Origin of the sequence: Mesorhizobium sp. M7A.F.Ca.US.006.04.2.1, assembly GCF_004022915.1 — a bacterium.
Classification (GTDB): Bacteria; Pseudomonadota; Alphaproteobacteria; order Rhizobiales; family Rhizobiaceae; genus Mesorhizobium; species Mesorhizobium ciceri.
Map to the genome: position 1 here is coordinate 1 of NZ_RZQA01000046.1, position 14783 is coordinate 14783.

12 protein-coding genes are annotated in these 14783 nt (G+C 65.3%); 1 reads left to right on the forward strand and 11 read right to left on the reverse strand.

Features of this window, described 5'->3' with window-relative positions; translation table 11 throughout:
* Positions 1 to 199: 199 nt before the first annotated feature.
* The 11 genes from EN925_RS04505 to EN925_RS04555 all read right to left on the reverse strand — a co-directional run bounded on the left by EN925_RS04505 (position 200) and on the right by EN925_RS04555 (position 14143).
* On the reverse strand, positions 200 to 1696 hold the full coding sequence (locus EN925_RS04505; protein ID WP_127385814.1) for a sulfatase: 1497 nt from the start codon (positions 1694 to 1696) through the stop codon (positions 200 to 202).
* Between the two features lie 91 nt (positions 1697 to 1787).
* Positions 1788 to 2765 (reverse strand): aliphatic sulfonate ABC transporter substrate-binding protein, encoded by a 978-nt coding sequence (locus EN925_RS04510; RefSeq protein ID WP_127385815.1) that lies wholly within the window; start codon positions 2763 to 2765, stop codon positions 1788 to 1790.
* 18 nt (positions 2766 to 2783) lie between these two features.
* Positions 2784 to 3542, reverse strand: coding sequence for an ABC transporter ATP-binding protein (locus EN925_RS04515; RefSeq protein ID WP_127370138.1), 759 nt, complete (start codon positions 3540 to 3542; stop codon positions 2784 to 2786).
* A complete protein-coding gene (locus EN925_RS04520; RefSeq protein ID WP_128336368.1) occupies positions 3542 to 4345 on the reverse strand; it encodes an ABC transporter permease in 804 nt (267 codons plus the stop codon). The genes EN925_RS04515 and EN925_RS04520 overlap by 1 nt, the downstream gene beginning before the upstream one ends.
* On the reverse strand, positions 4342 to 5472 hold the full coding sequence (locus EN925_RS04525) for an ROK family transcriptional regulator (RefSeq protein WP_024501675.1): 1131 nt from the start codon (positions 5470 to 5472) through the stop codon (positions 4342 to 4344). Before EN925_RS04525 ends, EN925_RS04520 begins: the two co-directional genes overlap by 4 nt.
* Before the next feature lie 226 nt (positions 5473 to 5698).
* On the reverse strand, positions 5699 to 6784 hold the full coding sequence (locus EN925_RS04530; RefSeq protein ID WP_127366291.1) for a histidine kinase dimerization/phosphoacceptor domain -containing protein: 1086 nt from the start codon (positions 6782 to 6784) through the stop codon (positions 5699 to 5701).
* A 143-nt stretch (positions 6785 to 6927) separates the two neighbouring features.
* Positions 6928 to 8418, reverse strand: a complete 1491-nt coding sequence (locus EN925_RS04535) for an efflux transporter outer membrane subunit (protein WP_127369601.1) — start codon at positions 8416 to 8418, stop codon at positions 6928 to 6930.
* A gap of 12 nt (positions 8419 to 8430) precedes the next feature.
* Positions 8431 to 11574: an efflux RND transporter permease subunit gene (locus EN925_RS04540; RefSeq protein WP_127385207.1), complete on the reverse strand. Its 3144-nt coding sequence runs from the start codon at positions 11572 to 11574 to the stop codon at positions 8431 to 8433.
* A 3-nt stretch (positions 11575 to 11577) separates the two neighbouring features.
* On the reverse strand, positions 11578 to 12789 hold the full coding sequence (locus tag EN925_RS04545; protein ID WP_050580405.1) for an efflux RND transporter periplasmic adaptor subunit: 1212 nt from the start codon (positions 12787 to 12789) through the stop codon (positions 11578 to 11580).
* 305 nt (positions 12790 to 13094) lie between these two features.
* On the reverse strand, positions 13095 to 13289 hold the full coding sequence (locus tag EN925_RS04550; protein ID WP_245487208.1) for a hypothetical protein: 195 nt from the start codon (positions 13287 to 13289) through the stop codon (positions 13095 to 13097).
* Positions 13290 to 13462: 173 nt separating this feature from the next.
* Positions 13463 to 14143 (reverse strand): hypothetical protein, encoded by a 681-nt coding sequence (locus EN925_RS04555; RefSeq protein ID WP_127369801.1) that lies wholly within the window; start codon positions 14141 to 14143, stop codon positions 13463 to 13465.
* Between the two features lie 239 nt (positions 14144 to 14382).
* On the opposite strand from EN925_RS04555, the gene EN925_RS04560 reads away from it, so the two are divergent.
* The coding region (locus EN925_RS04560; RefSeq protein ID WP_128336369.1) for a response regulator at positions 14383 to 14783 on the forward strand (401 nt) is incomplete at its 3' end.

Here is a 14783-nt window from a genome sequence, read left to right on the forward strand (position 1 = left end):
AAACCATGCCGCCCATCAGTGCTGCGACAGGCAAGGGCGCCGCTTCGCGACGGGCAATCGGCGTCGGTGTCACGTGATCCCATCCTCCATATCGCCGGGTCCAAACCCGACCGGCGGCATGGAGATAGGGCGAACCGGCCGGCCTGTCGTGAGGCAGCGGCAACTGGCTGCTAGGGCACGGCCAAGTGCCGCCGGCCGGTCAGTTCAGGGATTTGCGCCGTGGCGGCGGTGCCGGGTGGCGCTGCTCGAGGGCCGCTGCCGCATCGGTGCGGCCGGTCCGGCGCAGTCTTTCGAGATAGGCCGGCAACTCGCCAAGGCAATGGAACGGCCCGCCTTCCCGGATCACCGTCACCAGCGGGTCGACATCGCTGTCGCTGCGGATGGCCATGGCGCTGCGCCAGTCCTCGAGCAGCCGGCTGGCATGATCGACCACATCGCTTCGGGAGCCTGAGAGATCATGCTGCTCATGCGGATCCTCACTCAGATTGAACAGGCTGACCGGGCCGAAATCCTTGTAGCCGTCATGATAGGTGCGCAGCATCAGCCAGTCGGCCCCGCCGAGCCGGAACCGCACGCCGCGCTGTACCGCCCACGCACCCTGGCTCAGCACCAGGAAATCGCGGCCACCTTCCTCCTTCGCGGCAAGCGCCGGTGCAAAGGAGCGCCCGTCCCAAAGCGCCGGAACGTTGCCGCCGAGCCGGTCGATCAGCGTGGCGGCCCAGTCGAAATGATAGTGAAGGCCGCCATTGACGCCGCGCATGTCCTCGGCGCCGGGCCAGCGGATGACCAGCGGCACGTTGCAGGTGAATTCGTCGGCCGTCTGATGATCACCCCAGACGTTGAGCTCGCCGAGGTTTTCGCCATGATCGGCGCCGATGACGATGATCGTGTCGTCGAACAGGCCTTGCCGCTTCAACTCCTCGACGATGAGACCGACATGATAATCGGCATAGAGCACGCCGGTGTCGTAGCCGTCGAACCAGGCCTTGACGGTGTCCATGTCGCTGATCGGCGACGGCATGCGCCGGTATTTCGATCCGCCCGGCTCGACGTCGAAGCCCGAGGGTTCCTGCGGGCTGTGCGGGCCGTAGCCAGCATGGCTCTTCTCGAATACCGCCCTGGTCATCCAGTCGGGAAGCGGTTGGTCGGCGAAGGGGTCGCCGAAAGCGTCCGGCGCGCGATAGGGTGTATGCGGGTCCCAGACATTGACATGCAGGAACCACTTTTTTGCCGAGCCATTGCGCTTCAGCCAGTCGATCGCCAGGCCCGAAACCTCGTCGGCGTTCTCCATGCCGGCCTTGCCGGGATTGATGATCTCGTTAAAGCCGGCATACCAATGCCAGCAGCCATGCCGTTCGCCAAAACTGCTGATGGTCGTGGTGTGGTAGCCAAGATCGCGCAGCGCCCGCATCCAGCCTTCCTCGTAGAAGGTGCCGGCCCAGGCTCGCTCGGCGCCTTCGCGGAACGGCTCGCAGGCGGTGCCGCCATGGCCGACCACGCCGGTCCGCATTCCGTGGCGGCCGCTCCACAGCGCCGTGCGCGACGGATGGCAAGGCACATCGGACACATAGACGTTCTCGAAGCGGATGCCCTCGCCGGCAAGGCTGTCGATGACGGGAGAGGTGTTGCGATGATAGCCGTAGCAGCCGAGGTGGTCGCGCCTGAGGCTGTCGATGTCGATGTAGAGAACGTTCATGGATGGCTCGTCGCTGCTGTGATTGTCAGGAAACAGGCCCCGGTTCGCTGCCGGGGCTTGCGGTTTGCAAGGGGCGATTTCAAGATGGCCGTCAGGCCGAAATGTATTGATCGCCCAGATAATAGTCCTTGGGATCGAGCGAGGTCTCGAGCTTGCCGAAGGTCTTGAACAGGTCGTTCATCGTCGAGAACCAGCCGTTCACGGTGCCGTCCTTGGTCAGCTTGATCAGTTCGGCCGAGGTCATGAAGCGGCCATAGCCGGCCTCCGTCTTCAACTGGTCGGCCGGAATGCCGAGCAGCTTGGAGGTGATCTCGATCGCCTTGTCCTGGTTGGCGGCACGAAAATCCTGCGCGTCCTTGATGGCGCGCACCACGTTGCGGACGAGATCGGGATTGCCCTCGACCAAATCGTTGCGGGCAATGAAGACGCTCGGAAATGTGGTCTGCGGATAGAAGTCGTCGTTCTTGGCCAGCTCCATCAGATCGGGAACGCTCTTCTGGATGATGCCGACGAACGGATACCAGATGCCGGCCGCGTCGACCTGCTTGGAGGCGAAGGCCGCCACGATGGTGCTCGGGTCCATCTGCACGATGTCGAGGTCGGTCATCGCCATACCGGCCTTGCGCAGCGCCAGCCGCAACAGCATGTCGCCCGAGGTGCCGGCCGCGATCGCGACCTTCTTGCCCTTGAGGCCGGCGATGGACGTGATGCCGGCTTGGGCGATCACCCGGTCCGAGAAACCGACATCGTTGACGGCGATGATCTTGGCCTTGCCGCTCGCCGGCAGCCACAGCGCGCCCGGTCCGAGATAGCCGAATTCCAGGCTGTTGGCGCCAAGCGCCTGGACCTGGATGGGGCCGTTGGTGAAGACCTTGATATCGGCATCGACGCCGTGCTTGGCATAGAAGCCCTGGTCGGCCGCGACGCCGGCCACGCTGGCGCCCCAGAAGTCGCCGTTGTAGCCGATGCGTGCCGCCGTTCCCGCCGCTCCGGCAGGGATGCCAGAGGCAGCGAACGCGGCAAGTGCCGCCGATGATGCGATGAGGTTACGTCTTGTCAGTGTCACCATACTCTCCTCCTGTCACTGTTACTGGTGGTAAACGGCTTGCCAGACGCGGTTGCGGATGCTCATGAACTCCGCCGAAAGCCGGATTTCCTCGGTTCTTGGGTAAGGCAGGCCGACTTCGATGATCTCCTGCAGCCTGCCGGGCCGCGCCGCCATGACGATGACGCGGTTGGCGAGGTAGACCGCCTCGTCGACATCGTGGGTGATGAACATCACGGTGCGCCGCTCCCGGCTCCAGGTGTCGAGCAACTGGTCCTGGAGCTGCACGCGGGTCAGTGCGTCGAGCGCCCCGAAGGGCTCGTCCATCAAAAGGATCGAGGGATCGACCGCATAGGCCCGGGCGATCGCGCAACGCTGCTTCATGCCGCCCGAAAGCGTCTTCGGCAGCGCGTCGGCGAAGTCGCCAAGGCCGACGAGATCGATGAAACGCTCGGCGATCTGCCGGCGGCGCGAAGCTTCCTCGCCCTTGATGCGCAGCCCGAACTCGACGTTCTGGCGTACGGTGAGCCAGGGAAACAGCGCGTATTGCTGGAAGATCATGCCGCGCTCCGGACCCGGCCCCTCGACCGCCTTGCCATCGACCAGCACGGTGCCCTCGCTCGGCTTCAGCAGGCCGGCCGCGATGTTGAGCGCGGTCGACTTACCGCAGCCGGACGGACCGACGACGGTGACGAATTCGCCGTCGGCGATGTCGAGCGACAGCCGGTCAAGCGCGACGAAGGCATTGTCCTTGAGGTCGAACCGGCGCGTGACCTTGTCGAAGACGATCTTGGGCGGCATCACACGCGCTCCTGCCAGACGGTCAGCCGGCGCTCGATCACCAAAAGGATGCGATCCATGGCAAGGCCGAGAAGGCCGATGGTGATCAGGCTGACGAAGATGGTCGGCAGGTCGTAGTAGAGTTGCGCCTGCTGCATGCGGAAACCGAGGCCGGTCTGCGCGGCGATCAGTTCGGCGGCCACCAGCGTCGCCCAGGCCGAGCCGAGGCCGATGCGCACGCCGACCAGGATGAACGGCGTCGATGCGGGAATGATGACGCGCAGGAAGATGGTCATGTCCTTGGCGCCGAGCACGCGCGCGGCGTTGATCATCGTCTTGTCGACGCTGATGACGCCCTGATAGGTGGCGACGACGCTGGCCAGGAAGGAGGCCAGGAAGATGACGAAGACCTTTAGCGTCTCGTCGATGCCCATCGTTACGATCGCCAGCGGAATGATGGCCAGCGGTGGGATCATGCGGAAGAACTGCAGATACGGCTCGATAAGCGAGCGCGCGACCTTGTACCAGCCCATGACGAAGCCGACCGGGATCGCCAGGATGACGCCGAGGAGAAAGCCGGTCATCACCCGAGCCAGGCTCGACGTGATGTCGGTGGCGAGCTGCCCGTTTGCGATCAGATCGATAAACCTGGACGCAACCTGTGGCGGTGGCGGCAGGCCCACCGCGCCGCCCGCCGTCAGCACCCACCAGATGGCGATGCCGGCGACGAGACCGCAGAGATTGAGCGCGAGACCGCGATAGTCGATACCCCGATCCTCGTTCGAGCCGCCGCCGGAGCGTGTCGTCTTCGACGCTTCGCTCATCGCGACACCCCCGAATAGAAAAAATGGTCGAGCGCCGCCGCAGCAGCACCGATGGCGCCGGCACCTGGGCCAAGGCTCGACCGCTCGACCCGCAGCACGTCGCGCATCGGCGGCAGGACGCGTGGCGGAACGCCCCGCCTTATATGATCGATGAAGCTTTCCGGGGCTTCGGCCAGGTGACCGCCAAAGACGATCAGATCGGGATTGAGCAAATTGGTCGCCGTCGCTATGGCCGTCGTCAGATGCCGGAGCGCCGCGTTCCAGACGTCGGGGTATTTCTCCACCGCGGCCAGCAGGCGCCTGGGATGAGGCGTGTCGATATGGGCGGCGCGGGCCAGCGCGCGTTCGGACAGGAATGTCTCCAGGCAGCCCGCATTGCCGCAGGCGCAACGCTCGCCATCCTCGACCACCTGGACATGGCCGAGCTCGACGGCCCCGTAGCCGCCGGGACGGAACGGCATGCCGTTGATCACCAGGCCGGCGCCGAGGCCGGTGCGCAGATAGATGTAGAGCAGCGCGGTCGTGTCGCGCCCGATGCCGTAGCGCGATTCCGCCAGCGCCATCGCGCTGACATTGTGCTCGACCACCACCGGCATACGCAGCGCCGTTTCGAGTTCGTCGGCGAACGGCACGTCCTTCCAGTCGTAATTGACCGACTGCAGGTTGCGGCGGCGCTTGGTGTCCACCGGTCCCGGCACGCCGAGCCCCAGGCCGATCAGGCGCGAACGGTCGACGCCGGTCTTCTTGATCAATTGCTCGACGATCCGCACCACCATGCCGATCACCGCGGCGGGTTCGCTGGTGGCGGTGTCGAAATGCTGCGAGGCCATGGCTTTCGAGGCGGCCCTGAGGTCGGTGATGGTCGCGTCGATCGTTCCCGCGCCAATGTGCACGCCAACCACGGACAGGGCGTCGGGCACCAGCGCGACGCCGATCGCCGGCCGGCCGACGGGTGCATCGCCGGCAGTGGCCTGGTTGAGCTCGACCACGGTGCCTTCCCGCAGGAGATGGGCCGTCAGATGGGTCAGGGCGGTGGGCGACAGCGAGGTGCGCCGCGCCAGTTCGGCGCGCGACTGCGGACCGTCGTCGCGCAGGATTCGCAGGATCGCTCCGTGGTGCGCGCCCATTCTTCCTCCCTATTATTTTCTAATGTTAATAAATTAATTAAGCCTGTCAAGCACGGCAAAGCGCGGCTTGCGACTGGCATCGATGCACCTGGGTTTCACCCTACCCTGCCGCTGGAGTAGGGGCATTGACGCGAGGGGAGATAGCGGGGAAGGCAAGGCCGTCATGAGTAGGTCGAAGATCAGCCAAGCGGAGACGGCCACCTATGCCGCTTGGCTCCCGCGCGCGCTAAGCTGCGGTGGCAGCCGAGCGCTTGAACAGGATGGTCACCCGCGTGCCCTCGCCGGCGCTCGACGTCACGTCGAACTCCGCCTTGGCATTCTCGGTCAGCGAGCGGGCGATCAGCGCGCCGAGTTTGCCGCGCTTGGGCCAGCTCTCGCCGTCCGGCAGGCCAATGCCGTCATCGGCGACCACGATGCGGCAGCCATCGCCGTCAACGATGCTGTGCAGCGTGATCGTACCGCCGTCGCGCCCCTGGAAGGCATGTTTGAGCGCATTGGTCAAAAGTTCGTTCACCACCAGCCCGGTCGGCATGGCGACATTGATCGACACCGGATAGGTGTCGACCTTCATGTCGAGGCGGATGCCCTCGACCGCATGCGAGTTCATGACCGCCGACGCGATCTGGCTGAGATAGACACCAAGATCGACCTCATCCTTGCCATCGTCCCCCGACAGCGTCTGGTAGAGGATCGCCAGCGCATCGACGCGCCCCGCCAGCCTCTCGAAACGCTTCTGGTCCGGTTCGGCCGCGTTGCGCGTCTCCATCCGGATCAGCGCGGTGATCATCTGCAGATTGTTCTTCACCCGGTGCTGGAGTTCGCGCAGCAGCGTGTCCTTCTCACGGATGCGCTCGTCGATCGATCGCGCATCTTCGGTTTCGCCATGGGCCGAAACGTCGACCAGCGCCACCAGCCGGAAGCAGGCCTTGCCATTGTCGTCCTCGATGACGTTGGAATAGACGTCGACGATAGTCGGTTGGCCTTCCTTCCGCTCCAGCCGGAACGTGCCGATGAAATCAGTGTCCTCGACCACGGCCTCGAACAGCGGCCGGTCCTTCTGCTTGTGCAGGCCGGTGCCGGAAAGCGCCGCCCAGTGTTGGCGAGCGAGCATCGCCGCCTTGAGGCCGGACAGTTTCTCGAATTCCGGATTGGCATAGACGACACGCTCCTTCGAACCCAGGTCCGAGACGGCAATGGCGATCGGCACCTGGTCGAGGAACTTCTTGAACTGTTCGCTTTCGAGCGCGCTGGCAAGGTCCGGCGTTTCGAGCAGCTGCCCGACCGCTTCGGCCTTCTGTGTATCGGATGTCATCTGCGGCGCCTATGCTGTGTGGGCACCATCAATAACAGCGATGCGATCACCCCGCCATCGCCAAACATGGAGTCCGCATTTTCACGCCCCGCATCGGCGATGGCGGCGTGTCTGCCGAATTGACGCCGCTGCCTGAGAGCGCCTCAGGAGGCCGGCTTCGACGCCAGCCGTGGACCGGCCTTGACGTCGACGATCTCCGGCTTGGCGCTGTCGACCGCGCCATCCCAGCCGCCGCCGAGCGCCTTGTTGAGGGCGATGTAGTTGGTCGCCAGCAGGACGCGGCTTTGCAGCAGCGAGTCCTCGGCCGAATAGAGCGAGCGCTGGGCGTCGAGCACGTCGAGGAGGCTTGTCTCGCCGGCCTTGTAGAGCGTGCCTTCGAGACTTGCCGCCTCGCCATAGGACTTCGCGGACGAGGCGAGCTTGCCGATCCGGATGCGCTCCTGCGACAACAGCACCAGCGCGTTCTCGACATCCTCGAGCGCCGTCAGCACCGAAGACCGGTAAGCGATGAAATACTGATCGCGTTGCGCCTTGGCGACCTCGACGGCCGCCTGCAATTGGCCGGCATTGAACAGCGGCACACTCAGCGTCGGCCCGAACGACCAGCCGATCGACGAATTCTTGCCGAGATCGCCAAGCTTCAGCGCCGCCGTGCTGATGTCTCCCGTCAGGCTGACCGATGGATAGCGGGCGGCTTCGGCCTGGCCGATCTTGGCGGTATATTGCGCATATTGGCGCTCCGCCATGCGCAAATCGGGCCGCGATAGCAGGAGGTCGGCGGGAATTCCGGTGGGCATCGGCAGGCGCGGTGCAGGAATGGGCGCGACCCGCTTCAGCCGCTCGTTGAGCGAGGCAGGCGGCCGGCCGGCCAACACCGCGAGACGATGCACGGCCTGCGTATAACTTGCCTCCAGCGTCGGAACGGCGGCTTCGGTGCTCGCTGCCTGCCCCATCGCCTTGGCGACATCGGCGGCGGTCGCCGTGCCCGCCTGCGCCATGGTGCGGGTAAGTTCGGCGGTCTGCCTTTGCGACGCGGCCGAACGACGGGCGAGCGCGATGCGGGCCTGGTAGCCGCGCGCCTGGGTATAATAGGAAGCGACATCGCCGACCAGGGTGAGAAGCGTCGAGCGCAGTTCCTCCTGCGAGGCGTTCAGCCCGTAGCGCGCGGCCTCTACGCCCCTCCGGTTGGCGCCGAACAGGTCGAGCTCCCAGCTTGCATCGAAGCCGGCCTGGTACTCGCTGTAGGTGGCGTCAGAGCCTGATGTGGTCTCGGCCGACTTGTTGCGGGAGGCCGAGCCGGAGCCGTCGGCCGAAGGCAGCAATGTGCCGGCACTCTGGCGATAGCTGGCGCGCGCCTCGCGGATTTTTGCCTTGGCGGTGGCGACATCGAGATTGCCGGCAACCGCTTCCTCGACAAGCGTGTTCAGCTCGGGATCGCGTAGCCGCTGCCACCATTTTGACAGTCGTGCCGGCTGGGCAGGCTTTGTCGGCTTCTGGCCGCTCCAATTCGCCGGCATTGCCATTATCGGTGTCTGATAATCCGGACCGACGACGCATCCCGCGAGCAGGACAGCGGTGAGCATGGGCGCAAGAAGCCGCCTCGCGGCCACCGAGCCACGTTCCAAACCTGTCATGTGAAGTTTTCCTTATTGCTGGGTGGCCGTCACCGGCGTCTCGCCCGTATCTGGTTTGGCCGCCCTGCCCTTGAAGATGCGCCGCACCGTGACGAACAATAGCGGCACCAGGAAGACGCCGATCACCGTCGCCGCGATCATGCCGCCCATCACGCCGATGCCGACCGAGTTCTGCGCGCCCGAGCCCGCACCGCTGGCGATCGCCAGCGGCAGCACACCGAGGATGAAGGCCAGCGACGTCATCAGGATCGGCCGCAGCCGTTGTCGCGCCGCCTCCAGCGTCGCCTCGACCAGCCCCATCCCGGCGGCTTGCCGCTCGATGGCGAACTCGACGATGAGGATGGCGTTCTTGGCGGCGAGACCGATCGTGGTCAAAAGGCCGACCTTGAAATAAACGTCGTTGGACTGGCCGAACAGGCTGGCCGCCAGCAGCGCGCCGAAGATGCCGATCGGCACCGACAGCATGACCGCGAACGGGATCGACCAGCTCTCGTAGAGTGCGGCCAGGCACAGGAACACGACCAGCGCCGAAATCGCGTAGAGCGACAGCGCCTGGTTGCCGGAAAGCTTCTCCTGGTGCGACAGCCCGGTCCACTCGTGCGAATAGCCGGCGGGCAGTTGCGCGACGAGCTTGTCGATCTCGTCCATGGCGGCACCCGAGCTGACGCCCGTGGCCGCCGCGCCCTGGATCTCGACCGCCGCCGAACCATTGTAGCGCTCCAGCCTGGGCGAGCCGAATGTCCAGTGGCTGGAGGCAAAGGCCGAGAACGGCACCATGGCGCCGCTGGCGTTGCGGACCTGCCATTTGTCCAAATCTTCCGGCTGCATGCGGAAGTTCGGGTCCGACTGCAGATAGACCGGTTTCACCCGCCCGCGATCGATGAAGTCGTTGACGTAATCGCTGCCCCAGGCGGTCGAAAGCGTGTTGTTGATGTCGGCCAGGCTGACGCCCAGCGCGCTGGCCTTCTCCTGGTCGATGTCGACCGAGAATTGCGGCTGGTCTTCCTGGCCGTTGGGCCTTGTGTTGGCGAGCACCTTGCTCTGCCCGGCCAGGGCCAGAAGCTGGTTGCGCGTCTGGATCAGCGCGTCATGGCCGGCGCCGTTGACGTCCTGCAGGTAGAAGTCGAAGCCGTTGGTATTGCCGAAGCCCTGGATGGCGGGAGGCGCGAGCGCGAAGACCTGCGCGTCCCTGATCTTCGAAAACGCGCCCATCGCCCGGCCGGCGATGGCCTGCGCGGCGGAAGCCGGCGATTTGCGCAGGTCGAAATCCTTCAGCCGCACGAAAGCGATGCCGACATTCTGCCCTGCGCCGCCGAAGCCGAAGCCGGAGGCGGTGAACACCCCGTCGACGACGTCCTTCTCCTGGTTGAGATAATGGTCGGTCACTTCTGCCAGCACGCGCTCCGTGCGATCCTGCGTCGCGCCGACCGGCAGCTGCACGCTGGTGATCAGGATGCCCTGGTCCTCTTCCGGCAGGAACGAGCTCGGCAGCCGGGCAAACATCCAGCCCACGGCAACGACGATGGCCAGGAACATGACGAGGAAGCGCCAGGATCGGTTGATGATGCCGTGCGAGCCGTCGCGGTAGGCAAGCGTGCCGCGGTCGAAGACACGGTTGAACCAGCCGAACGGGCCGGTCTGCGTCGCGTGGTCCTTGGGCGGCCGCAGGATGGTGGCGCAAAGTGCGGGCGTCAGCACAAGGGCGACCAGCACGGACAGCACCATCGCCGAGACGATGGTCACCGAGAATTGCCGGTAGATGATGCCGGTCGAGCCGCCGAAGAAAGCCATCGGCACGAACACGGCCGAAAGCACCGTGGCGATGCCGATCAGCGCGCCGGTGATTTCGTGCATCGACTTGCGCGTCGCCTCCTTCGGCGACAGGCCTTCCTCCTGCATCACGCGTTCGACATTCTCGACGACGACGATGGCGTCGTCGACCAAGAGGCCGATGGCCAGCACCATGGCGAACATGGTCAGTGTGTTGACGGAATAGCCGAACAGCGACAGCACGCCGAACGTGCCGAGCAGCACCACCGGCACGGCGATCGTCGGGATGATGGTGGCGCGCAAATTCTGCAGGAAGATGAACATCACCAGGAACACCAGCACGATCGCTTCGGCCAGCGTCTTGACCACTTCCTCGATCGACAGCCGCACGAAAGGCGAGGTGTCGTAGGGATAGACGACCTCGACCCCTTGCGGGAAGGTCGAGCTCAGCCGGGCGATCGTCGAACGCACCGCTTCGGCGGTGTTGATGGCGTTGGCGCCGGTCGCCAAATTGACGGCGACGCCGGCCGCCGGCTTGCCATTGTAATTGGCCTGCGTCGTATAGCTTTCGGCGCCGAGCTCGACGGTGGCGACATCGTTGAGGCGGACCAGAGAGCCATCGGTCTGGCTCTTCAGGATGATGTTGCGGAACTGTTCGGCGGTCTGCAGCCGGCTCTTGGCCGTCACCGTGGCATTGAGCTGCTGGCCCTTGCGCGCCGGCAGGCCGCCAAGCTGGCCGGCCGAAACCTGCGTGTTCTGCGCCTCGATCGCCGAGGCAATGTCGCTCGGCATCAAGGCGTATTTGGCGAGCTGGTCCGGATCGAGCCAGATGCGCATGGCATAGCCGGAGCCGAACAGCTGCGTCGAGCCGACGCCTTCGACGCGCTTCAGCGTGTCGTTGACGGTGGCGTCGACATAGTCGGCGAGATCGGTCGAGTTCATCTTGGCGTCGGTCGAGACGAAGCCGATGACCATCAGGAAGCCGGTCGAGGATTTGGAGACGGTGATGCCGTTGCTCTGCACCACCTGCGGCAGCTGCGACTGCACCAGCTGCAGCTTGTTTTGCGTCTGCACCTGGGCGGTATCGGGATCGGCCGCTGTGGTGAAGGTCAGCGTGATCGAGGCCGAACCGGTCGAGGTCGACGTCGCCGTCATGTAGTCGAGATTGTCGATACCGGTCATGCCTTGCTCGATGACCTTGGTCACCGAGTTCTCGACCGTCTGCGCGTCGGCGCCCGGATAGGTGGCGCTGATGTTGACTGTCGTCGGCGCAATCTGCGGATATTGCGAGATCGGCAGCGAGGTGAGCGCCAGGAGGCCGCCCAGCATGATCACGATGGCGATCACCCAGGCGAAGATCGGCCGGTTGATGAAGAATAGTGACATCGCTCAGTTCCCGGTCGCGGCGGCAGGCGCCGGTTTCGCCGCATTGGACGCGGCCGGTGCGGCGGACGTGCTCTGCCCGCGGTCCTTGACCTCGCCGGTCGTCTCGTCGATCGTCACTTCGACACCCGTCGCATCGCCGCCGGGGCGCACCAGTTGCATGCCCTCGACGATGACGCGGTCGCCGTCGCCGACACCCGAATCCACCAGCCAGTTGTTGCCGACGCTGTTGCGCACGGCGAGCACGCGCGTCTCGACCTTGCCCTGCGCATTGATGACCATGGCGGTGGCCTCGCCCTTGGTGTTGCGGCTGACGGCACGCTGCGGCACCAGGAAACTGTTCTGGGCAACGCCCTCCTCGACCAGTGCCCGCACATACATGCCGGGCAGAAGCAGGCGGTCGGGATTGGGGAACTCGGCCCTGAGCGCAAAGGTGCCGGTGGTCTGGTCGACATTGGCGCCGGCGAATTCCAGCTTGCCGGTCTGCGTGTAGATGGTGCCGTTCTCGAGCTTCAGCTTCACGCTGACATTGGGCCCGCTGAACTTCAGCCGCCCTTCCGAGATCGCCTGGCGCAGATTGAGCAGGTTGGTGCTCGACTGCGTGACGTCGACATTGATCGGATCGAGGGCACGGATGGTGGTCAGCACCGTGTCCTGGTTCGCGGTCACCAGCGCGCCCGGCGTCAGCGTGGACTTGTCGATGCGCCCGGCGATCGGTGCCGTGATGGAGGTCCGGTCGAGGCTGATGCGCGCCGTCTCGGCACTGGCCTTGGCCGAGGCGACATCGGCTTGCGCCTGCGCCAGCGTGGCGGCGGCATCGTCATAATCCTGTTTGGAAACAACGTTCTGCTTCAACAGGCCGGCATAACGGTCGAACTTGGCCTGCGCCGTAGGCACCGCCGCTTCCGCCTTCTGCTGTGCGGCGACCGCGCTGTCGTAGGACGCCTTGTAGCTCGCCGGATCGATGAGGTAGAGCGGCTGTCCAGCCGCCACCTCGCTGCCCTCCTTGAACAGGCGCTGCTGGATAATGCCGTTCACCTGCGGGCGCACTTCGGCAACCAGCGAGGCCGCCGTGCGTCCCGACAGTTCGGCGGTGATCGCCACCGATTGCGGATGCAGGGTGACGACGCCGACTTCCGGTTTGCCGGGCGCGCCCATGCCTGCGGGGGCGCTGCTCTCCTGCGAGCAGGCCGCCAGCAGAAAGGCGGATGCGAACATCGCGGTCCAGGGCGCCAGACGGCGTGCCGGCTGCAAAGACGGGCTAGGCTGGATAGACATGGACTGAATGATCTTTCGCTGGAGTTGCGGGCGCGGGCAATCGACCGCTTGGTCGAGGCATGCCGGCCGATATCTTGATGGTGGGCCGCGCCGGTCTGCGGGCGGCGACGAGCAATGCTTCGAAGCGGCTCATGTCGCGCTCCTTCTCGGCGGCCGGAGCTGCTCGAAGGTCGAGTAGCCGGCCGCGATGCCCACCAACATCATTATGCCGATCAGCGAGGACATGCCAAGCGCCTTGCCGGAATTCACGCGATCTTGCGGTCATGATGCCCATGGTTGTCGAGCGGCTGCGACAGCGGGAGCGACAACCGCCAGGCGGCGAAACTCAGGCGGATCGCGCCCTTCAGCGTGTCGACCGACGGGGCCAGCGGCATGCCTCGCCCGACAGGACCGAACGAGAGCCTCGGGCTGGCGGACGCGAGCAGCCGCAGCATGATCATGGCTTCCCACATTGTCGTGCTTCCATTGCAGGGTTCGAATTGGGCATGGTTCCGAATTGGCGCGATTCGAACTGGGCGTGATCGAAACGAGGATGGCGGAGATACGCCCGCCATCCCCGGAGAACCGGCCGACCCGAGAACGGGTTGGGTACCGGGCCGGCCGGTGCAGTCGGTCAGAGTTGCTCGTCGTTCCCGGGCTGGGGCGGGAGCTGCCTGCCATCGTTGGGCAGGCCTCTGGGGCCGGCTGCATCGTTCGGCGGACCGCCCCAGGGACCGGGGGGTGATCCATGGGCACGTTCCGCCGAAGCGAGGAGTTCGAGTTGTTCGGGCGTCAGCTTGGCGCGCAGTTCAGCGATCGCCTCCTTCAGTCTGCCGGCCGAAACCGCGCGGGCGGTAACGTCGTCGGCCAGCTTTTCCTGGAATGCGAAGGGATCGGGCTTGCCGCCCGGGCCTGCTGCGTCGGGGTCCTTCGCTTCAGCACCAACGGGCCGCCCGCGGTCAGGCCGAGGCTGCGAAAGCACCGCCTGCAGCGCGCTGGTGTAGTCGCGCCAGGCGTCGAGTTGTTCGGTGCGGATGCCGACGCGGGTCTCCAGCGCGGCGAGCCGGGCGGCCAGCATGAATTCCGGCGGCGGACCCATGCGGCGGGGGCCAAAGCCTTGCGGGCCGAAACCCTGCGAACCAGGTCGCATCGGTCCATGCGGGCCGGGTCCATTCCGGCCGTGGCCTGCCCCATCCTGCATGGCCATGACAGGGGACGGCTCACCGGGTCCGGCGCCGGGGTCGGGCTGCGCCGCCAGCGCGGGGTGAATTGCGGCGACGGAAAACAGGCCGAGCGCAAGAAGTCTGCTTGGCATAAAGATGTTCCTTTCTCTCATGCTTCGGACGGTTCAGAGGATAGGAAGCGTCTTTGTCCGCTTCGCGTCGGCGTGTTGCCGAAGGTTTCCGCAAAAGGGCAATTTGTTTCCGAATGTTTCCCATGGCCCGCCGGAAACGTTCGGTTGCAATTTTCCACGCCGCTCGGGCGCGGCTCTCCTATAATCGCGGCAAGCCCCTGCAATCACGGGTCCCAATATTCATCGGCAACGGCACGGTCATGCAGTCACAACCCCATATCCTCGTCGTCGACGACGACCGCGAGATCAGGACGCTTCTCCAGCGTTACCTCGACAGCCAGGGCTTTCGCGTCACGGCGGCGGCGGACCGGCGCGAATGCGAGCAACGGCTTGGCTCCGGCCAATTCGACCTGATCGTGCTCGACGTGATGCTGCCGGACGGCTCGGGGCTCGATATCTGCCGCGGTTTGCGCGACCGCAAGCCGCACACCCCGATCATCCTGCTGACCGCGCTGAAGGAAGATGTCGACCGCATCATCGGCCTGGAACTCGGCGCCGACGACTATCTCGGCAAGCCGTTCAACCCGCGTGAGCTCATTGCCCGCATCCGCGCGGTGCTCAGGCGCTCGACGCCCGAGGAGGCGCCCGCGCCGCCGCGCGC

Coding starts and splice junctions, on each gene's coding strand:
- EN925_RS04505 (WP_127385814.1), bottom strand. CDS start 1,696: ATGAACGTTCTCTACATCGACATCGACAGCCTCAGGCGCGACCACCTC.
- EN925_RS04510 (WP_127385815.1), bottom strand. CDS start 2,765: ATGGTGACACTGACAAGACGTAACCTCATCGCATCATCGGCGGCACTT.
- EN925_RS04515 (WP_127370138.1), bottom strand. CDS start 3,542: ATGCCGCCCAAGATCGTCTTCGACAAGGTCACGCGCCGGTTCGACCTC.
- EN925_RS04520 (WP_128336368.1), bottom strand. CDS start 4,345: ATGAGCGAAGCGTCGAAGACGACACGCTCCGGCGGCGGCTCGAACGAG.
- EN925_RS04525 (WP_024501675.1), bottom strand. CDS start 5,472: ATGGGCGCGCACCACGGAGCGATCCTGCGAATCCTGCGCGACGACGGT.
- EN925_RS04530 (WP_127366291.1), bottom strand. CDS start 6,784: ATGACATCCGATACACAGAAGGCCGAAGCGGTCGGGCAGCTGCTCGAA.
- EN925_RS04535 (WP_127369601.1), bottom strand. CDS start 8,418: ATGACAGGTTTGGAACGTGGCTCGGTGGCCGCGAGGCGGCTTCTTGCG.
- EN925_RS04540 (WP_127385207.1), bottom strand. CDS start 11,574: ATGTCACTATTCTTCATCAACCGGCCGATCTTCGCCTGGGTGATCGCC.
- EN925_RS04545 (WP_050580405.1), bottom strand. CDS start 12,789: ATGTTCGCATCCGCCTTTCTGCTGGCGGCCTGCTCGCAGGAGAGCAGC.
- EN925_RS04550 (WP_245487208.1), bottom strand. CDS start 13,289: ATGATCATGCTGCGGCTGCTCGCGTCCGCCAGCCCGAGGCTCTCGTTC.
- EN925_RS04555 (WP_127369801.1), bottom strand. CDS start 14,143: ATGCCAAGCAGACTTCTTGCGCTCGGCCTGTTTTCCGTCGCCGCAATT.